This is a genomic window from Colwellia sp. MB3u-55 (assembly GCF_014076785.1).
Taxonomy (GTDB): Bacteria; Pseudomonadota; Gammaproteobacteria; order Enterobacterales; family Alteromonadaceae; genus Colwellia_A.
Map to the genome: position 1 here is coordinate 24,210 of NZ_JACGUS010000104.1, position 20,812 is coordinate 45,021.

17 protein-coding genes and 1 pseudogene are annotated in these 20,812 nt (G+C 37.8%); 9 read left to right on the forward strand and 9 right to left on the reverse strand.

The genetic code is table 11. The annotated features are described in order from the left end of the window. Positions 1–147 precede the first annotated feature (147 nt). Both H4J66_RS07145 and H4J66_RS07150 read left to right on the forward strand, forming a co-directional pair. Complete coding sequence (locus H4J66_RS07145; RefSeq protein WP_182172423.1) at positions 148–1,128, forward strand: WD40 repeat domain-containing protein; 981 nt, start codon at positions 148–150, stop codon at positions 1,126–1,128. A 31-nt stretch (positions 1,129–1,159) separates the two neighbouring features. Beyond that, positions 1,160–1,582 carry a hypothetical protein gene (locus tag H4J66_RS07150; RefSeq protein WP_182172426.1) on the forward strand — a complete coding sequence of 141 codons (423 nt, stop codon included), beginning with the start codon at positions 1,160–1,162 and terminating at the stop codon, positions 1,580–1,582. Here the strand turns inward: H4J66_RS07150 and H4J66_RS07155 are convergent. Further along, positions 1,579–3,021: a response regulator gene (locus tag H4J66_RS07155; protein WP_182172429.1), complete on the reverse strand. Its 1,443-nt coding sequence runs from the start codon at positions 3,019–3,021 to the stop codon at positions 1,579–1,581. The genes H4J66_RS07150 and H4J66_RS07155 overlap by 4 nt on opposite strands. 286 nt (positions 3,022–3,307) lie before the next feature. Between H4J66_RS07155 and H4J66_RS07160 the strand changes: the two genes are divergently transcribed. The 3 genes from H4J66_RS07160 to H4J66_RS07170 are packed head-to-tail and all read left to right on the forward strand — an operon-like array spanning position 3,308 to position 5,226. Next, on the forward strand, positions 3,308–3,916 hold the full coding sequence (locus H4J66_RS07160) for an energy transducer TonB (protein ID WP_182172431.1): 609 nt from the start codon (positions 3,308–3,310) through the stop codon (positions 3,914–3,916). A gap of 9 nt (positions 3,917–3,925) precedes the next feature. Next, positions 3,926–4,522, forward strand: a complete 597-nt coding sequence (locus H4J66_RS07165; protein WP_182172434.1) for a sigma-70 family RNA polymerase sigma factor — start codon at positions 3,926–3,928, stop codon at positions 4,520–4,522. After that, positions 4,519–5,226 carry an energy transducer TonB gene (locus H4J66_RS07170; RefSeq protein WP_182172436.1) on the forward strand — a complete coding sequence of 236 codons (708 nt, stop codon included), beginning with the start codon at positions 4,519–4,521 and terminating at the stop codon, positions 5,224–5,226. Before H4J66_RS07165 ends, H4J66_RS07170 begins: the two co-directional genes overlap by 4 nt. Positions 5,227–5,375: 149 nt before the next feature. Here the strand turns inward: H4J66_RS07170 and H4J66_RS07175 are convergent, their stop codons facing one another. Continuing rightward, a complete protein-coding gene (locus H4J66_RS07175; RefSeq protein WP_182172439.1) occupies positions 5,376–7,709 on the reverse strand; it encodes a fatty acid cis/trans isomerase in 2,334 nt (777 codons plus the stop codon). A 353-nt stretch (positions 7,710–8,062) separates the two neighbouring features. Between H4J66_RS07175 and H4J66_RS07180 the strand changes: the two genes are divergently transcribed. Next, entirely contained in the window at positions 8,063–8,470 is a 408-nt protein-coding gene (locus H4J66_RS07180) for a GFA family protein (RefSeq protein WP_182172442.1), read from the forward strand. Between the two features lie 212 nt (positions 8,471–8,682). Here the strand turns inward: H4J66_RS07180 and H4J66_RS07185 are convergent, their stop codons facing one another. The 4 genes from H4J66_RS07185 to H4J66_RS07200 all read right to left on the reverse strand — a co-directional run bounded on the left by H4J66_RS07185 (position 8,683) and on the right by H4J66_RS07200 (position 13,111). Then, positions 8,683–9,327 (reverse strand): NTP transferase domain-containing protein, encoded by a 645-nt coding sequence (locus H4J66_RS07185; RefSeq protein WP_182172445.1) that lies wholly within the window; start codon positions 9,325–9,327, stop codon positions 8,683–8,685. 24 nt (positions 9,328–9,351) lie between these two features. Then, on the reverse strand, positions 9,352–10,374 hold the full coding sequence (locus H4J66_RS07190; protein WP_182172448.1) for an XdhC family protein: 1,023 nt from the start codon (positions 10,372–10,374) through the stop codon (positions 9,352–9,354). Between the two features lie 90 nt (positions 10,375–10,464). Next, the gene (locus H4J66_RS07195) at positions 10,465–12,642 is read right to left on the reverse strand and encodes a xanthine dehydrogenase family protein molybdopterin-binding subunit (RefSeq protein WP_182172451.1); all 2,178 of its coding nucleotides are present in this window, start codon (positions 12,640–12,642) and stop codon (positions 10,465–10,467) included. Between the two features lies 1 nt (position 12,643). Beyond that, positions 12,644–13,111, reverse strand: a complete 468-nt coding sequence (locus tag H4J66_RS07200; protein ID WP_259368652.1) for a (2Fe-2S)-binding protein — start codon at positions 13,109–13,111, stop codon at positions 12,644–12,646. Between the two features lie 573 nt (positions 13,112–13,684). Here H4J66_RS07200 and H4J66_RS07205 point away from each other — a divergent pair. From H4J66_RS07205 to H4J66_RS07210, 3 genes and pseudogenes are all read left to right on the forward strand, one after another. After that, positions 13,685–13,954, forward strand: a complete 270-nt coding sequence (locus tag H4J66_RS07205) for a HAMP domain-containing sensor histidine kinase (protein WP_182172454.1) — start codon at positions 13,685–13,687, stop codon at positions 13,952–13,954. Between the two features lie 99 nt (positions 13,955–14,053). After that, positions 14,054–14,167, forward strand: a pseudogene (locus tag H4J66_RS20255) (ATP-binding protein); the annotation flags it as partial. Between the two features lie 51 nt (positions 14,168–14,218). Next, on the forward strand, positions 14,219–14,593 hold the full coding sequence (locus tag H4J66_RS07210) for a response regulator (RefSeq protein ID WP_259369081.1): 375 nt from the start codon (positions 14,219–14,221) through the stop codon (positions 14,591–14,593). A gap of 75 nt (positions 14,594–14,668) precedes the next feature. Here the strand turns inward: H4J66_RS07210 and H4J66_RS07215 are convergent, their stop codons facing one another. From H4J66_RS07215 to H4J66_RS07225, 3 genes are all read right to left on the reverse strand, one after another. Next, complete coding sequence (locus tag H4J66_RS07215; RefSeq protein ID WP_259369079.1) at positions 14,669–15,706, reverse strand: GGDEF domain-containing protein; 1,038 nt, start codon at positions 15,704–15,706, stop codon at positions 14,669–14,671. Between the two features lie 118 nt (positions 15,707–15,824). Beyond that, positions 15,825–17,834: a tetratricopeptide repeat-containing sulfotransferase family protein gene (locus H4J66_RS07220; RefSeq protein WP_182172460.1), complete on the reverse strand. Its 2,010-nt coding sequence runs from the start codon at positions 17,832–17,834 to the stop codon at positions 15,825–15,827. Between the two features lie 130 nt (positions 17,835–17,964). Then, positions 17,965–20,619 (reverse strand): TonB-dependent receptor, encoded by a 2,655-nt coding sequence (locus H4J66_RS07225; protein ID WP_182172463.1) that lies wholly within the window; start codon positions 20,617–20,619, stop codon positions 17,965–17,967. Positions 20,620–20,812: the final 193 nt, after the last annotated feature.

Here is a 20,812-nt window from a genome sequence, read left to right on the forward strand (position 1 = left end):
TGTGCTCTGCTAATCATTAATGGCCATATTTTAATGATTGCTAATGTTGCCATATACCCTTGATTGCTAGCGAACAAAAATTATCCGCTTTTTCTTAAAGATGTGCGATAGTAGTTGTACATACAGATGAAATAAAATGATTAGACAATGAAAATATTGATATTACTGATGCTTTCTTTATTTGCATCAGCCTGTAGTCAACAAGACGTCTATAATTCTGCAGCGGTTAGCAAAAGCAGTTACAGTAAATCAGCGATAGCAACCACAGCCCTTTCCGATGATGGTAAGTTAACGGCGGTTGTTAATGATAATGGCGTCTGTATTTGGCAGAAAAATCAGCAATCAATATTGCCTAAATGCCTTCCCGCTAATCATGCACAACATATTGAAATCGCTTATATCAGTAATAACAATCAGTTCTTATATCTTTCTAATCGTGTGTCTGTAAAGCAATATACAATTGATAATCTTGAAATAGTCGGTGAGTGGCAAGTTGCAGATAATATCATTAATGATATGTCAGTGTCTAAAAATGGCCAGTTACTGTTATTAGGATTTCGTAGCGGTAAAGCCAGTATTATTGATACCAAAGCGAATAAGGTTACTACTTTTCAAAAACATCGTTTAGATATAAATGCGGTGAGTCTGTCTGAAAACGGTCAAATTGCTTTTACCGGCTCAAGTGATAAAGCGGCCCAGTTATGGAAGACTTCAACGGGTAAAACCCTGTTTGAATTTAGTCATGGCAGTCGAGTTAATCATGTTGATATCAGTAGCGATGGTTTGGTTGGTTTTAGTATTGACGCGGTTAAAGAACGCAAATTTTGGAACCTAGCAACAGGCCAGCTCATTGCAGAATTAGATACTTATTTAAAATTTATGGAAGTGAATGACTCTGTTTTTTCTGCTGACAAACAACTATTTTTAACTGGCTCACCCAGACAAGTATTACAATTATGGCGAGTGGCTGATGGCGCATTAATCGCTCAGTGGCAGTCAGCAATGGAAAATGGCCGAGCATCGGTATTAAGTGTCGCAATGAATGATGGGGATAGCGAAACCATCAAGTTTATTAATGCCAGTAATAGTGATGGCGTTTTAGAGCTGTGGCATTTTCCTGTTCATTAATTTTATAACCTTTTAGGTTAGAGGTACTACTTTGTTTAAGCCAATTCCAACAACATCTTTTGATATGTTACCACTGCCTATTATGGTTGTTGAGCTTAATGAAGAAGCGCTAAATCATACTATTGTTTATTTGAACCAAAGCTTTACTAACATTATTGGTTGGGATTTAGCCGATATACCGGATAAAAATCATTGGTGGCAAAAAGCCTATCCAGATTCCCATTATCAGAAGGTCGTTGAAAGCTTATGGGAACTGAGTATGGAATCAATATATGCCGAAAAAGATAGCTTTGTTACGGTGACCGTGAATATTCAGACCAAGCGCCATGGCGTTAAGCGATTTAAAGTTTATACCGAATTGAAAAGCGCGCTAATGGACGGCTATTATGTGGTCGCATTTGAAGAAATTAATGAATCACTAGCCAGAAGATTAACGAATAAAGCCATAAGCTAGTGATACATTTCTCCTAAATAAAATGTCTTTTTGGGAATTTTAAAAAAATGTACGTCGCCACTATTTTCATGATGAACCCCTATAGAACCATCGTATTCATTGATAATTTTTTGGCAAAGTAATTGATTTAAAATAGGGGTTTGGAATATATATTCAGGAGACTTTTCTATTCCTGCAGATGACAGCGGATTGGCTTTATCTAAAGGTGAGGCGTCTTCTACTTCAAAAACAATATCCTCATTTTTTGTGTAAAGTCGAATTTTAAGCTCACCACCGTTTTGTGACCGCATCACTGCATCATGAGTCAATTGATTGATAACTTGACCAATCTTCTCTGGAACACATAAGTTTTTAATATCATCATCAAACGATTTTTTGACGATAATATTACGTAATTTATCTCTGCTTGATTCGAGGTATAGTTGTGTTGCTATCATTGATTGCAACGAAGACGATTTTAAAGCAGAGCTTTGCATATAGTTAGAAATGGCAAAATAATTTAAAAAACTGTCAAAAGTACGGGTTAATTTTTCTTTGGATAACTGGCTAAGTTCTTTAAAATTTTGGTATTGTGCCTTACTGACTTTTCCCTCTAATAAACAATCGTTCACCGTTGTTAACACGTAAATAGGATCAGAAATTTCCTTAGTCATATTATTAATGATTTTTTTATAGTCGTTGAGAGTACATTGATCTTTATTCATTTTATGCACATTAAAGATCAATCTTCTAAGCGTTAAGATAAAGAGTTCATTATCGATAGGCTTAATAAAAACATTATCAGCACCATTGGCTAAAAATTTAATCGCACCATTTCTATTACCGGTTAAACCAATAAAAATAAAAGATCGATCCACAAAAGTTTTCTTTATTTCTTGCATTAATTCACAGCCATTTTTAGAGGGCATTTCATAATCAAGAATCAGAATATTAATTGTGGGTGTTAATCTTAAACGCTCTATTACTTGCTCGCTATTAAGCTCAGTGTCGTTATGAATAAACTCACTACTCAAAATATTGGCAACAATACGGCTATCAACTCTTGAGTCATCCACAACCAGTGCGTGTTGAAAACGATAAATATCGTGCTGTCTAATAAAACCGTAAATCAGAGAGCTTAATTCGCTATCATTTTCATTGACCACCATATCAATAAAATGTTCTTTAGCGGTTCTTTCCATTTCAAAATTAAGAAAACGGGTGATCAATAAAGTGGGTATATTTTGTTTTAATTTAAGTCTGCTAAAACTCTCTTCATCAATCTTTTCAATATAAAGAATGAGATAATCAGTGTTTGTTATATCGACTTTTAGAGGTTGGGTGAGGTCATCAGCTATGAATGATTCGACATGTCCTAAATTTTCTCCCTGTAATACGGGTAGCAAACTTTTAGAGACTTGATCGGGTAGGTTTACTAGGAAAATATTTGAATTCATCATAACTGCTCCTTGTCTTAAATGAAGCGCTTTGGTAGATAAAAGAACGATAAGCGCTCATTAACTATACTCTTTATTTCTATTTTGAACAGTAGCTAATGTGATTTTTATGGAATCAACCAACCTCATTTTACAATATAGTTAATGATGAGTAATCACCAGGTTATTTATAAATATCCTTTTAGTTAAACATAATTTAACCCCTTTTACTTTTTCCAAACGTTTTACCTGTATAAGTCGCAATTTAGCGCTTATATCTGTTTTTTGTTTGTTAAATAAAGGAATTACTATGGCTAAATTATTATCTTATATCAGCTTGGCAGTTATTATTACTTTCAGTTTATTTGCTTTTATGGCGTATTTAATCAGTAGCGACAGTGTAAATATTACCAAGCCATTAACCGATGTTATTGTTGAAGTGGCACAATTACCTAAAGATTCAAAAGTTATTGAAATCGATAAGGTAAAGCTTGAACCACCAGCACCACCAGAGCCTATGCCAAGAAATGTTGTGACAATTGATGTTGCAAGTGACACGCACAATTTATCCTACCGATCAGCTCCAATCTCAATGACGGGAGGTAATACTGGCTTTAAGCAATACCAAGGGATGAATAATAATGAGGCTCGCCCCATCGTACGTGTTAATCCTAAATACCCAATAGAAGCTATGAGAAAAGGAACTGAAGGCTGGGTGCAATTAGCTTTTGATATTAATGAAGTCGGTAAAGTTGTGAATATCTCAGTGATTGACGCCCAGCCAAAACGTATTTTTGATAAAGCAGCTAGACATGCTTTAAGAAAATGGAAATATCAGGCAAAATCGGTTGATGGAGCAGCGGTCTATCAAAAAGGTCGTACCGTACAATTAGATTTTTCTATGGATCAACAAAGTTAGGATGCGCCTTTGAAGTTACCTTCTATGGTTAAGGGTTGGTTTAATCCAACTATCAGCCCTGAAATATTAATAACGCGTTATATTGCCACCAGCAAAGATAAATATTTTACTTTGCTGGTAAAGCAATTTAATCAGCCAATTTATCATTATTTACTGAGCCAGTCTGATAAAGAAACCGCTGAAGATATTATTCAGTCGATGTGGTTAAAGGTGATGAACATTAAAGCGAGTCATCCAGCACACAGCAATGTTAAAAGCTGGTTGTTTACCATTGCTAGAAATACCTTAATTGATGAATTAAGAAGGCAAAATCGTTGGCAAACACAATCCCTTGATGAGCAGGGGGCGGCCACAGATATACAACTATTGTCGCAGACCGATAATCACTCACTAGAGCAACAATTTGAGTATATCGATAGATTAGCCCTTTTCAATCGAGCGATTACCTTATTGCCTTTTTACCAGCGAGAAGCTTTTATTTTTCAACAAGAAGGTTTTTCACTTGAACAAATTGCCGAATTAACCGGTGAAAGCTTTGAAACGATTAAAAGCCGTTTACGTTATGCCAGAACTTATATTAAAAATTTATTGGAAGATAAATCATGAAACACCCATCCTGTGATGAAGAAATCGCCTCACTTTATCAACAAAGAAAGCAACAAGTCATAGCACCAGAAATTCACTTGTCAGCTTTGCAAAAAAGTAAAAAATCGCGATATAGCCTAATGCAGTTATTGAGCATCTTATTTTTAGGAGGCGTAGCTTCCTTTAGTATTTTAGCTGTGATAAGTCATTTTTCTAAGCAAGTGAACCTCCAAACAGCGCCAAAATCGCCAACAAAGCTAAGTGTTGTTAAATTTCAAGAAATAATCCCAGAAGATAAATTTATTGCGGTTGTTATACCGCCATTAGCACCCAAACAACCCTATGTTGTTCCTGCTCAATCTGCGAATGAAGTTGCTCTTGGAGCTAATAATAGACCAGAGACCTTAATTGTTTCACTGCCTATTGATGTTGTCACTGTTTCAGTGACCGCCGATATTAAACCACCAATGTTATCTTTGGTGCCACTCTATCAAGAGCAACCAAAATATTCGGTTGACGCAATTAGAGCCCAACAATCAGGTACCGTAAAGCTGGCTTATAGTATTTCGCCACAAGGTGAAGTTTTAAATATTAGCACTGTCGAGTCGAGTGTTAATCGCGAGCTTAATATCTCTGCTAGAAAAGCGTTATCAAAATGGCGTTATCGTCGGGGAATATACAGTGAAGAGGGCTATGAAATTATTTTTGATTTCACGCTGAAATAAATAAATAATTAATTTATTTAAATTAATTTGAACTTATCAGGCAATAGGGGCTCTTATTATACGAGAGTTTATTTCCCTTAGTGTTTATGTTTTTATAAAGCGTTTCTTGGTTTCAAGAAACGCCTTTTTTTTGCCTTTTTTTAGTGCTATTACTTATTTTCCAAACGATTGTAATCTAATAAACCAAACTCAATACCTTGATCATTGTTTAGTTGCTGATGTAGTTTGTCGGAAAACGTCCAAAAGTCTGTATTGGTACGTCTGACCGCATAACGACTTTTCAAATTAAAGTAATCATCTTTTGTTTTCATATTTTCTATAGCAACAATAAATTCAGCCACTTCTTGCTGACTAATATTAAAAAACGCTTTCGGGTAAGTCCCTATGGCACCTCTGGCTACGGTGAGCGTATCTTCTGCATGTAGTCGACGCTTTTTCTCTGCAAACAAATGCGCTACATTACTATGGGCAGAATTTCTCAACAGGGTAAATACCTGACTTGTGTTGCTATCATTTACGACAACAAAGCTGACTTCTGGTAGTAAAGAAACACTTTCACCAGTTAAATTTTCCAGGCGTTTGAATTTATAGTCATTAATTGACAACGTTAATTGATGACTATTATTGTGTGTTGTTGCGGTATGCTCTTTGAGCAGTTGGTATAACTCTGCTTGGGGTTGGTCAGTTTGGTATTCAATCCCCGAATCGGGCAAATCAGCGAAGTTAGTTAAAAAATTATAGTCATTAACATCCGAACTTGTCTCGCGATACCATAGGTCGTGGGTCTCTTTTCGAACTTTCTGGGGCAATAACATTAAAAAAGCTGATTCACCCTCCATACGTAAAAAGTCCATATATAAACGGGTTTTTAATTGATGACCAACATCGCCATAAACATCAAATCCAGCAACTAATAAGTAATGAATGCGCTCAAGTAGTGGGTAACCAATCACCCAAGCAGATTTGGGTGGCTTGCCAACAAAACCTTTAACCACTGAAGCACTGTCAAAATGCCGGAAAATAGTCAGTGCAGCGTTAGGATTATTTTCACCACTCCAAATTAAATCAAGATCAATATTGCCAGCTCGCAGATCAAGGCTTTCAATAAAGGCTTTTTTCGCTGCGACATATTCTTTTTGTCGACTGGTATATTCGCGCCAATCTAGAATCGATAATACGCTGCTGCTGGTTGCGGCTGGAAATTGTAATAGTTTGCTGTGTTCAACTAAAAATTTGTTAATACCAAACATATCAATATTCTCTGGGTTTTCAAAGGCCACCCAGAATTGGTCTTCAATAACATTCAGGGCAATTTGGCCTCGGCAAACCGGTCCTTTAATGAAATTCATAATTGAAAATTGCGCTTCATCAAGCAAAAAACGATAACGAGATTCAAGAGGCAATGCCTGAAAGGTAATAAAAGGGTTTGATGCATATTTTAGTTTATAGCCAGGGAGTTCCTCTACTGTGTAATCGGGGCTAAAAAACAGCGCTTTATAGCGAGTAAATTTCGCTAAATCAAAACGGTAAGGCATATGACGTTTTGCTAAAACAGTGGCTTGTTTTTTCTGTAAACGGTAATAAACGCGCTCAACGTTAGGGTCTTCAAATGGGCGACGAGTGGTAATAATTTGCACCGCTTGTGTGGGTGGTGTTTTTGAACGAACGATATTAAAAAAGCTTTGCTGGCTAGCGTCAAAATATAAATTGGCTAAATATAAGTGTTCGTAAAGATATCGGCCAACGAGCTGTTCTTTTTTAGAGTCGCCATTTAAAAAAGTCTCCCATTTTTCAACCATAACAAGCTCAGTCGCACTTGGTGCAGTAGGCGCAGGCATTTTTGCACCTTCAGCTAACCATAGCGTTAATTGTTGGTATTCATCATCAGGTAAATTAGGTAAAGCGTAAGGCATGCCACCTAAAGGGTTATTTTCTTGATAATGTTTGAATTCATCTATGGTGGGGCATTCTTGCTGGCGGTTTAGACTAACATCAAATGCTTTCGATAAAATCACCTCGTCAGGTAATGGATTATTACGCTTTAGCTGTAGCATTTGATACATCAAGCTGCTGGCTAAGTTGGCTTGTGGTGATTGCTGGCGTTCATTTAAAATGGGATAAAACTCTTCACTACGCCATTGGTCAATTGTTTTAGGGTTACCTTGGATATTAGTTACCGGGATCGCTTGTAAACGTGCACCATCATAAACAACAGTTTTATTGGCGCCTCGTTCAATACCGGCAATAGATTCCATTTTTAATTGGCAAGGTGCATCGTAACAGCCATGACAAACAATACAGCGATTTTCTAAAATTGGTCGCACTTGATTATGAAACAGCTCGCTTTGTTGTGGCGTTATAGTCGTAACATTGCTGCGATGAATTGGGTTTGAAAAGCCGTAACGGTCATCAAGCTCAATATAAGTGATAGTTGCACAACCTGAAATAAAGATGAAAAGTAGTAATAATTTAAAAAAACGCATTAAAATCCTAAAGCATAAAACATGCAGACAATCGCTGCTTAAGCTAACAATTTTAATATAAATAGCCGATAACGTTAAGTGCTTTTTTATTACAGCATCTTTATGTATTAACAAAGCACGATGAATAAAGCGCTATTTGTAGCCGTTTTATTTATGAGGAGACGAACCCTATCTATGGTTCATATCGGTAATAATAAGCAGATAATTACTGGGTTTGGGATGAAACGGCCTATTTATCTATATCGCTTTTTTTAGATGATAATAATGACAAGTTATTGATAGAATCTATAACGATTACTGAGACTCAAGGCTAATGCTGTGTCTTATAAAGATAAACCAAAGGGGTGGATTATATGTATTTAGGTCAGTGTTTGTGTGGCACGATAAACCTTAAAATTAGTGGGGCAATAAGTGATATTATTCACTGTCATTGTTCATTATGTCGAAAGAATAGTGGGTTGGCTTTTGCTACCAATGGTTTTATTAATACCGCTGATTTTGAAATCACTTCAGGTGAAGATTTTTTAATAACCTTTGCCTTCAAGCCAGGTAGAAGTCGTCACTTTTGTTCAAAATGTGGTTCGCCTGTTTTTAGTTCAAATGAGCAAGACCCAACAAGGCTTAGACTTCGTTTAGGTATAGTTGATTCTGATATTATAGAAAGACCTAGCTCGCACAATTTTGTCACTTCAAAAGCAAACTGGGAAGACTTAAAGGTTAACCTGCTAGAATATGATAGCTTTGAGCCTAACTGGCAATAGAATTAACGCATTATTGACAACTAAATTAGGGGCGAATAGATCTTGTATGTCGACGCTTTCTATTTGAAAAACACCCTTGAGTACTAGTTTTGCTGACATGCTTCCCACTTCATTGACAGGGTTATTAATTGTCGTTAGTTTTGGCTACAAATAGAAGGTGAAAATAACATTGTCAAAGCCGATGATTGATAAATCTTCAATGAGTATACTTGTCACAAAATGCCATCATTATTGTTATGCCAGTCAAGTAGATCTTGCTGGGTGTCTATATCTTTTTCAGCGTGGGCAATACTGACAGTTTCTAGCTTATCCTTATTGTTATACAAAATAGGTTTAGCACCTTTATCACCTTTTAACTGAGCTAATTCAGTAAAATAAGTGTAAGGAAATATAGCGGGGGGCATTAACTCTTCTCCTGCTTTTGCACAAACTAATTTTTCTGGTAAAGCCAAAGACTGTTTTATCAATAGGCTATAATCATCGGCATTCAAGGCAACTTGGTCAGCCAGAGTAATCATTATATGGCTAATACACTTATGGTCATTGAGTAGATTATTCACTGACTGCGCAATAGTGTGTCCTAAGCCTAAATGAGCCGCTTCGCAATAATCTAAGAGGTTGGGGTCGTCTAATAATTCGCTTATTTGTTGATGATAACGCCCTGTGGCGACACGAATATTTTTGTTACTGATATTCAGTGTCTTAAGTGCCAAAGAAAGTTGTTGTAAAGCATGTTCGAGCAAAGTCATTGACGTTTCTTGCTGCTGTAGTTTTGCGAGTACCTTAATGCCGTTAAAACGTTCACTTTTACCTGCCGCCAGTAGCACTATTTTCAAGTTATAATCAGGGTGTTTCATGGTGTTATTGTTCGATGGCGGCGACTAAAGTACATGGCTAATTGACTGAGCACTTTTGTTAAATAGGCTGGCATGGCATTCGGCAAGTATCGACAAGGCTATACTCTCAGGCAAGGTTCCACCGATTTCAAGACCCGCAGGGCCGGCGAATGTAAACGATAAGGATCGCTCGACAACTTCAGCCTGAGTAATAACTTGCTGCTTTCTATTGTTTGGACCAAGCAAAGCTAAATATTGAATATTGGTGTTAGCTAAAGCTTTTAGAGCTTGTGCGTCAATCGAGACGTTATGGCTCATTAATATGGCGGCGTTAACATCTTTTTCTGCAGCAAAGGTGGTCAGTACTTCGGCTTCGCCTTTTATAATATGGCTAACATTTGAAAAATATTCTTTTCGAGCATTGGCGGGACGTGGATCCCACAACGATACTTTCCAACCTAGCTGTTCAGCCATATTGACCAGTGGACGCGCGTCAATACCTCCGCCAACAACTAGCAGGTGAGGCTCGGGTACAATCGGCGTTGCTAACCAGTTTGTTTTGTCATCGTTATTTAAGGGGGAGGAAATTAATGTCGCTGTTGCCGCTATATTCGTTACTTTTGCCGCTTCAAAATAAGCTTGCGCATCATTGCCTTGCTTGACAATACTTTGATAAAGGTAGCCAGAAATACGATGCTTAAGTGCATCGTAGACTTGCGCCAATGATAAATAGTCATTAGCGTTATTGACTTGCTGTAACATTATATAAATCGTGCCGCCACAGCCAATACCCAGATGAAAAGACATATCATCTTCGTCTGTTCCATCATAGCAAACCAACATTGACTTGTTCGTTTGCATAACTTTTCTGGCATTAACACCAATATCTGACTCTAAACAGCCACCACTGAGCATACCTAATTGATCACCTTGGCTACTAAATAACATCATAGCTCCGGGTTTTCTGTAACACGGGCCTTCGGTTTGGTAAATAGTAGCAAGTACCCAGTCAGCGTTATCTCGATGCGGGTACCATTGCGCTAATAAGTGCGATAAATGATTGCTCATAGGGAAAAGTCCTTGCTGAGCAATACGTGTTGTTGCTCGAAATTGCTACAACAATATAAAAAAATTAACAATAAAACGTTCATTTAATCCTTACACTGACATCGGTTTAAAAGGTAAATCTCTATAGCGCTTACCTGAAGCGGCAAAGACAGCATTGCTTAATGCGGGTGCAAAAGGAGCAACACCGGGTTCGCCTAATCCTGTTGGGCTTTCATCTGAATCAGGAATATGAACCCTAACATTTGGCATATCGGTAATACGCATCACGGGGTAATCATGAAAATTTGAATTAACCACAGCACCTTCTCTAAAGGTTATCTCAGTGCTTAATGCTAATGACATGCCCATAACAACAGCACCTTCCATTTGCGCGGTTGCGCCATCAAGGTTCAGTACTTGGCCACAATCTATCGCACAGTCTACATTTAATACTTTAATATCATCACCGTTGACTTCAACATGTACTGCCATGGCAACAAAACTTTGAAAACTATAATGCACCGCTAAACCAATAGCTTGTCCTTTTGGTAGTAATTTACGGTTCTCCCAGCCTGATTTTTCAGCAGCAATGGCGAGAATATCTTTAGCTCGTTTGACGTTTGCTTGCTGTTCTTTATTTTTATTGTTATCAAAAATTTGATTAACAAAAGACAAAGGATCTTTATTTGCTTTGTACGCTAATTCGTCGGCAAAGGTACTAAAAGCAAAGCCATAGAAAATAGCATAAACTGCACGGTACCAACCAATACGCGTATGAGCTTTGGCATCACCTGATTCGATACGACAATTCTCAATACCAAATAAATGATTAGTAATATCTTCTAAACTATTCGCTGGTGTTCTAACCAACGAAGGGTCAAATAAAGTTGATATTGACGGAAAGGCGGCGCGATGTAACCAACCTGTTACGTTTCCTTGGTCGTCCATAGATGCTTCAATATGTTGGGCATTTATCGAGTGATAATAGCCCGTACGCATATCTTCTTCGCGGGTCCACGTCAGCTGAATTGGCACGCCAGTCTTTTCTGAAATAACAGCGGCTTCATGAACGTAGTCACACTTAAATTTACGACCAAAAGCACCACCGGCCATTGCTACATGCACTACGATATCTTTTGGCTCGCGTGTTAAGTATTGCCCTAATACTTTTTGAATATCGGCAGGGCTTTGTGTTGACGCCCATACTTCACAGGAGTCTTTTTGTACCCATACGACACTCGCATTAGGCTCCATCGGTGCATGTGAAAGATGTCCTCCGGTATAAGTGGCTGACATCTTATGTTTTGCTGCGCCAAACGCTTTTTCAATATCACCACGTTCAGCAGCTAACGTTGCTGGTTTTTCAACATTTTTAACCAGTTGCTGTTTATATTCTTTGGTGTCGTAAATAGCATTTTCGCCTAAATCCCAAGTTATTTTTAACTTTTTCACCGCTTGTTGTGCCGTCCAGCTATTGTCAGCTACTACGGCAACACCGCCAATAGAACCAAACGGGATATTAAAACGTGGAATTTCGATAACGTCAATAACACCTTTCATTTTTAAAGCCTCGGTTTTATCAAGGCTTTTCAAGGCACCACCTAAAACAGGGCAATGGATCATGGCCGCATATTTTAAGCCGGGTAGTTTAGTGTCGACACCATAAATACGTTTACCGACCACCACTGCTGCCTGATCATGACGAGGTAATTCTTTACCTATGTAATTAAAGTCACTTTTGTTTTTAAGCATAGGTTTTTCAGGTATTGGCATATTGGCGGCAATACTTGCTAATTCACCATAAGCGAGTTTTTGTTGATTGGTTTTATTAATAACAAAATGTGCTTGGGCAAAGCAGTTTTCAGGAGAGGTTTTCCACACTTTTGCTGCTGCGGCAATTAACATTGCTTTTGCTGTCGCCCCAGCTTCACGCATAGGCTGGTACATTACGCGGATACTCGCTGAACCACCTGTTGCTTGTGGACCATATTTTTCGTTGGCGTCACCTTGTTTTACTGTAACACGCTGCCAATCAGCTTCCATTTCATCAGCGACAGCAGAAGGCAGGGCAGTACTAATTCCTTGGCCCATTTCGCAGCGGCCACAATAGATAATAGTATCGCCATTTTCAGCCAAGTGAATAAAAGCGTTAAGTTCACCACCACTGTCTTTGATAATGCCCTTTTCTGCTAAGGCATTCATCGGTAGAGCGACACTTATCACTAAACCACCGGTGGCTAAACCGGCTGTTTTTAAAAAATTACGACGGCTTACATTTGAAATGGTCATACTAAACCTCTTTACTTAACGTGTCAGCAGCTTCAACGATGGCTTTTTTAATGCGTTGGTAGGTACCGCAACGACAAATGTTACCTTGCATTGCCGTATCAATTTCAGCTTCAGTGGGGGAAGTATTAACCGCTAACAAGCTAGCCGCATTCATAATTTGTCCGGCCTGACAATATCCACATTGGGGAACATTATTATTTAACCAAGCTTTTTGTAGCGGGTGATCACCCTTTTCGGATAGTCCTTCAATGGTGGTGATTTTTTTATCAACCAAGGTACTTACGGGAGTAATACATGAACGTATGGCTTGGCCATCAACGTGAACGGTACAAGCACCACACAAACCACTACCACAGCCGAACTTGGTGCCAGTGAACTCCAAGTTGTCTCGAAGAAACCATAAAAGTGGCATATCACCATCTACCGTAATTTCATGAGCTTTTCCGTTGATTATCATCGACTGTTTCATAAGTACTATCCTATTTTTGTGTGATCCTAGATTAGCCTGATATGGCCTATTACACAAAAGTAAAATCGGTAAACAATCAAATATCTACGACCAAAGACAGATTGTGCTGTTATTAGCGCTAAAAGTAAGATTTTCACATAATTATTACCTATAATTTATCGAAAACCTGTCTATAGTTAGTGCAATATTGAAACAAAACAAAACTCATACTGTTGTTATTCATTATTTTTAACCTACTGACGTTTACTTCCTCTCAAGCGCAGAGCCTTCGTAATGACGAACCGATAAAAGTTGTCTTAAACGATTGGACAAGTTAGTTGGTTTTATCTCATATTGCAGCCGGATTATTTGAGGGTATGGGCTACTCTGTTATTTTTCAAAAAAAACCACAGGTGCTCAATGGGGGGGACTGCAACGTGGTTTAGCGCACGTACAAATCGAAGTGTGGTAAGGCACCATGGAGAAAATGTATACCCGCATGATAGATGAAGGTGGCATTATCGATGTAGGTTCTCATAATGCGACAACACGTGAAGAATGGTGGTTCCCTGATTAACCATTTTGAATGATATTTTGGATTTTTCTGAAATTGAGGCCGACAAAGTAGAATTTGAGGACAATTCTTTTGATTTAAAGGAACTGCTCAACAATCTTTATAATGAATTTAAACCCATAGCGGTCGAAAATTCAATCACATTAGCATTGAACTTTGATGATCATTTTCATCAATATTGGCTAGGTGATGTAACGAGAGTAAAACAGGTCTTGATTAATATTATCTCTAATGCACTTAAATTTACTCATCAAGGTAGCGTAGATATTAATATTAGTGGCTCACAATAAGTCGTTATTAAGGTGATCGACACGGGCATAGGCATGTCTGAATATGCATTGAGCAGTATTTTTGACCGTTTTGAATAAGCGGATAAGTCGACGACCAGAAAATATGGTGGCACAGGTTTAGGTGTTAATATCGCTTTGAATTTAGCTAAAATGATGGGGGGCAATATAGAGGTGCAAAGCAAGTTAGGTGAAGGGAGTTGTTTCGTTATTTCTTTACCTTTGACTCGAACAAATAAACAGAAAATATTGAAAGAAAAAGTACTTTTGGCGACACCGCAATTAAATAACATCACTATTCTACTTGCTGAGGATACTGCCATTAATCGCACCATATTTAATAAGTTAATGGCGCCGACCAGTGCCAATATACTAATGGCGAAAAATGGCACTGAATGTATCGAACTGTTTAAAACCCATCATCCTAAGGTTATCTTTATGGATATTCAAATGCCGGTAATGGATGGCGTTGAAGCCTGTAAAATTATTAGAGCAAGCTCTAATATTCCAATTGTTGCGATAACGGCAAATGTTATGAGTGAAGATGTTGAGTTATATAAAGAGATAGGCTTTGACCGCGTGCTAAGCAAACCTGTACAACTACAAGAGCTTTACGAGGCTTGTACTAAATACATTGTATGATGGGCATATTTTGATTTTAAGCTATGCTGATCAGGCGCCATAATCCTTTGATTACCGTGTGATAAAACAGCAAATTTAAAATTTTGGAAAAATTTGATTTCTGCCAGCATTCTTCGCTTGGTAAAGCTGCTTATCTGCACAGTTGATCATTTCATCAATGGTTTGGTTGTCTTTGAATTGCTCAATGCCCATACTCATCCTGACATTAATATCATGGCCTTCATAATGAACGATATGGTGTTGGAGTTTTTCTTGGATTTTTTCTGCTAAAACATGGGCACTTTCGGCTTGGGTTTGCGGTAAAATAAATAAAAACTCTTCTCCGCCCCAACGAGCAATACAATCTTGCTCCCTCATACCGTTGGTAAATATTTTTGCTAACTCAATTAATACTGCATCACCCGCATTATGACCGTACTTATCATTAATTTTTTTAAAGTGGTCAATGTCACATAAAATAATAGATAAAGATTCTTTACTTCGAATGACACGTGCTTGTTCTCGTTTTAACAGGGTAAGCGCAGCACGGCGATTAGATAATTGGGTTAGGGGATCTAAATGCGCCAAGCGTTGGTATTTCTCACTTAATTTTAAGGTGTGCTGATAAGATTGATCTCTTGAATATTCATATAGAGCAGAAAGAAAAGTCACGGTTAAAAAAGAGTATAATAAGCGTAATTTAAATTCAGTGCTGTAGGCAGCATGAGAAATAATTTCCGCTGGTATACTCATGATCCCGATAGATATTATTACAAAGAACATCAGATCTATCAGGCCACGTTTTAAGCCATGAACAAATACTGAAACAGGAGCAACAATAAACACCCATAATGGACCTGTATTCTCAACGCCACCAGTATATATAAGATAAAACATTAATATATATAAAGAATATAGAATAATTGCGGAGCTTAATTTAACATTGTTAAATTTTTTGTAGGCGTAATAACCGATGAAATAAATAAAGCTGGCGATGAATAACGATATCGCTAAAACAAAATTTTTGTTAAAAAGACCAACAATTCCCATAACAGCCGTTATCGACATACCCACTAATGCAAATAATGAAATGACATGAGGTTGATGAAATTTTTTGTTATCAAAGTGGTTCATTTTAGCTTGTTCTCACAAAATCCTTTTTTAGCGAAGGTGTTATTTCGCTGTTTATTTATTCACTATAACAGTTTATATAATGGTTTTAAATATTTACTAATCTCTTAATAACAACAGGTTATTCGATGTTTAATACTTTTTTTAATGGCGCTAAGTAAGGTTCAAAGTGACGCCATTGCTCGGTAGCACTTTTGTAAATTGGCTGACGGACTTGCTCAGAGCTTGGGGTTTTAATGGTGCGTTTGGTTTTATGAAAATCAACACACGATTGTTCAAAGCTTAAGCCACAAAAATCAAGTATTCTTCTGACCTGCTTTTCTAAGTCATCAACCACATCTTCATGATTAACGGTTAATACGAAGTCAGGTAATACCTGGTCCCAATGGGCCATTAATTTTAAATAAGCTTGATAATAACGTCCAATGTCTTCAAGGTTGTAACTAAAATCTTGTCCTTCGGCAAATAATTGCTTAAAACCACTAAAGCAACAAGCCATTGGTTGGCGTCTTGCGTCAATAATTTTCGCGTTTGGCAGTATTAATTTAATCAAACCTATGTGTAAAAAGTTGTTAGGCATTTTGTCAATAAAAAGTGGTGCTTGCTCACGGTATACACGTGTTTCATCAATAAATTGTTGACCAAAGCGTTTAAAATATGTCGGATTAATTTCAGCTAAATTTTTGGGGTATTGGCTTTCTTTATGACTTTCCTGATCATTTTTATTATTCTCGCGTCCGCGTAACCTCGACGCTAAGCCTAAAATATTGTGTAGTTCCATCGTGCCATCAACTTGACTGTGTGAAGCCAGTATTTGTTCAAGCAGGGTTGAACCTGCACGGGGCAAACCAACAATAAAAATAGGGTCAGGTGAGTTAAGACCTAAATTGCGACGAACTTCAAATAACTCGTGGGTACAGTATTTTATTTGTTCAGCGACTTGTTGTTCTATTTTATTAATGTCAAAGCCGTTGCTAGCATGCTGTAATTCATTACCTTGCTGATAAGCTTCAAAGGCTTGCTGATAGTCTTCTCTGTCTTCAAAGGCTTTACCGGTAGCAAAATGTAATTGCACTTTGTCGGTTATCGCCAAATTCTCATCCGTGCGCTGGTGTTGCATTTTGGTGATTTCTTCATCACTAAAGCGGTAGGTTTTCGTATTGGCTAAACTCCAAAATGCATCACCGTAGCTCGGGTTTAATTGATAAGCTTTTTGGTAAGCAGCAACCGCTTTTTTGATATCGCCTTGAGCTTTTAGTGCATGACCAAGTTGTAAATAGAAACCGGGGATCTTGTTATCTTGTTTGATGGCTTGATCAAACAAAGTAATAGCTTGTTCTATTTTACCTAAGCCGGTCAATGCATTGGCTTTGGCTATCTTATAGCTAAGATTGTCTGGTTGTGTCAGTAGTAATATTTCAACCTGCTGCTCTGCGGCTTTATATTTTCCTAAACGGATAAGAAGGTTTAGATATTGAGAGCGTGCATGAATATGATCAGGGGCTAATTCAAGGGCGCTAGCCAGTAAAAATTCAGCATCGTCATAAACCTTTAGCTCCATACCTATTTCAGCAAGTAAGCACATGCCATCAACATGACGCTTGTTGTTCTGTAAAAAATGTCGACAAATTTGCTCAGCTTTTAATAATTTCCCTTCATACCTTAATTCGGTAACTGCCAGTAAAGCCGGTGGTAATTTTTTTAATTTTTCGAGATGGTTAGCTGCCTTTTGCACCTGTTCTTGTTGGCCGTCTTGTCGATAAAGTTGAATCAGTTCATGCCAACTACCCACTAAACTTGGATTAAGTTGTACGGCTTTTTCAAAGGATAATTTAGCTTGCTTAACCTTGTTTAAGGCCAAATGCGTATAACCTTGTTCTTGATTTGCTCGGCTGTGCAGGGTATCAAGTTCAAGTAACGCGTTAATACTGGTGAGTGCTTGGGTAAATTCTTTGCTATAGCGCTGGGCAATAGCCATTAAATACCATAATTCAATGTGGTCTTGTTGTTTGGTAACTTGTTGTTGTAGTGCTTTACTTTGTGCAATCGCTTCGTTAAATTTTGCTGTTTGGATTAAGGTTTGAATCGATTTTAAGTGTGTTTCAATCGGGGGGAAAGTTGTGTTGTTCAACGATTTTGCTCCAAGGCAGGTTAACAAGTGGTCTTGCTTTGATGAGATACTCTATCAATAAAAAGCCGCTTGATACAAAGTTCAAGCGGCTTTATTTCGTTTTTAGTTAAAAGTTAAGTAATATTAACGCTTAATAAAAATCATACGAGAATCTAAAGCCTACGGTACGAGGTCTGTTAGAAACAACTTTTGGCGTATATTGTTGTGTATCTACGTACAGAATAGCGCTTTTATCAGTTAAGTTATCAATAAAAACTTCTGCTTTCCATTCGTCGTTAGTCACACCAAAGCTTAAGTTGGCCAAAACGTAACTATCTTGGATGTAACGACCACCGGCAAAGGTTTCTCCGTTACTACTTTGATAGTTAACACCTTTATAAACATCAGCTTCTTTTTGAATACTTAAACCTGAACCTGTGCCATAAACTAAATTAGTCGCATCTTCGACCATGTAAGCATCCATCGCCATACCCGCAAGTCTTTCGCCGGTATAACTAATTGAACCGTTGACATAACCGGTTAAATCACCAGAGATATTATAGTAATATTCTGCTTGTAGGTTGCCTGAAAATTTAGCTGAATAAGGTAATCTACTACCCACACTTGGTGCAATGCCATCAAGTACGTCATTAACTGATGTTAATTCAGTATCAATTAAGCTGAACGCGCCCGAGATCACTAAGTTGTCAGTCACTACCCAACTAAAATCACCATCAATACCTTTGATCTCTGCATCACCTACGTTATCAGTAAATACTAAGAAACTGATATTGGTTGGATCATAGCGAGAGGTCTGTAGATCAGATATTTTTGAATAATAAGCGGTTGCATTAAAACGTAATGTTTGCTCAAACAAGGTTGATTTAAAACCAACTTCAACGTTATCTAAGCTATCGGTAGTTGAGTATACGGGTATACGAAAACCTTCAAAAGCGCCTTCTTGGTTTGCAGCAGCACCACCACCTACACGGTTAGTTACCGGCGGTCTAAAACCTTCAGAATAGGAAGCAAAGACCATCACATCGTTAGTTACCTTCCAATCAACCGAGGCTTTAATAATTGTATCATCTACGGTTAATTTACCACTATTGTCAAGTAGACTTGTGTCTAACTGACCGCTAGCAATAGCTTCTTTAATAGCAGTTGCTTCTTCTTCACCAAAAAATTCGTTCAAGGCAGCGTCACTTCCGTCACCAAAGGCACGTAATCGACCACTAACATCAGCGGTTGTTGTTGACCCTTTGTAAATGTCATCAATTTGATACCAACGTGCACCAAAACTTGCAGTAACGGTGTCGGTTATGTCATAAGCAAACTGACCAAATACCGCGACTTGATCTATCGTGTGGGTAACATCATTAACAAAGCTCACTTCAGCAGGGAAAGGTCCACCATTACTGTTAATACCTTCACTACCAACAAGTTTTCTTTTTAAATCAGGAAAAAGTTCGGTATTGGCTATTTTAAATTGACCCACTGATGATACTTCTTGTGTGTCATAAAAAACACCAGCCGTTATACGCCAAGCATTGTCAGCTGGAGTATTGAATCGAAGTTCGTGGGTGGTACGAGAGGTACTCGTTTCTTCTTTGTAATACTTAGTTGGGTCAAGACATTCTTGTGCTTCAGGTGCACTTGCATAATTACAAACGTAATAAGCAGAGAATTGGCCACCATTAGTATAACCGGTGTAATCAATCGTTGAATTAATATCTCTGTCTAAGTAACCACCAGTATAAACGATATCAAGTTGCTCAAGGCGGCCCTCTAGTGTCCACGTGGTTAAACCAAAGTCATCATTGTTATTTTCTGGTACAAAACGGTTTGTTGATGTTTGGCCTTCAAGATTTGGATCATAAGAAAACACACCTTCAGTATCGAGAGATTGTTGAGTGTGTTGAACTAAAAGGTTCCATTCGTCATTGATCAAGTATGAGGCACCAAAACGTGCACCAGCATAATTGGCCGTGTTAAAGTCGTCCTCGACTAAAGCATCATTTTGTGGAGCAGTTACCGGTGTATTTTCAGGATCTGCTAGTTTAGCAAAATTAGCAGAAATTCTATCAATAACTACCGCACTACCGTTATAACCACCTTGACCAGGAACATTGCGAATATTATCTATCCAACCACCTTGGTGATCATTGTAAGTAGCAACACGAACGGCAAGTGAATCTGTTAGAGACATATTGAAATAAGCTTCAACAGAATTACTTAAATCACCACCTTTTGTGGTACTTGTGCTGGTATCAAAGCCGGCAGAAAAGCCATCATGGTTTGGTTTTTTGGTAATCAAGCGAACTGTGCCCGATTGCGAGCTAGCACCAAAAAGTGTGCCTTGTGGCCCAGGTAAAACTTCTATACGTTCAACATCAGTCGCGTAAACATCTAAGTTACGTCCTTGCATAGAAACAGGTTGTTCGTCTAAGTAAAAAGCAACTGACGGTTGCAATGCCTGTACTGAAGAAACAGATATGTTTGTTTGTGCGGTAGCTGCACCACGAATATATATTTCATTCTGTCCAGGGCCAGTGCCCTGAAAAACAACATTAGGTAAAAATTCTACATATTCGTCGAAATTTGACACCCCAAGTTTTTCTAAACTATCACCCGTTAAAGCGGTAACGGTAACAGGAACATCTTGAATAGATTCAATGCGTTTAGTTGCAGTAACTTCAATAACTTCTATCGTTGCTTTTTGTTGCTTTTTGACTTCCTCTGCAGAGAGCGCGCTCGATGCAGCTAGTGCTGTAAGCACAGCATAATGCAACTTAGTGAATTTCATATTAAGTATCCCTTGGTATTTGATTATGTTTTGAGTTGATATTATTAGAGTTCTAACTATATTTATTCAAGTATAGCTTAACAAAAAATAGGACTTATAGATAATTTTTACAAATGTTTATGTATTAGTTGATGTATTTGTGTTTCTAATAAAGCATTTATTCCTCTTTAAATTTCCTTGTGTCGTATACACA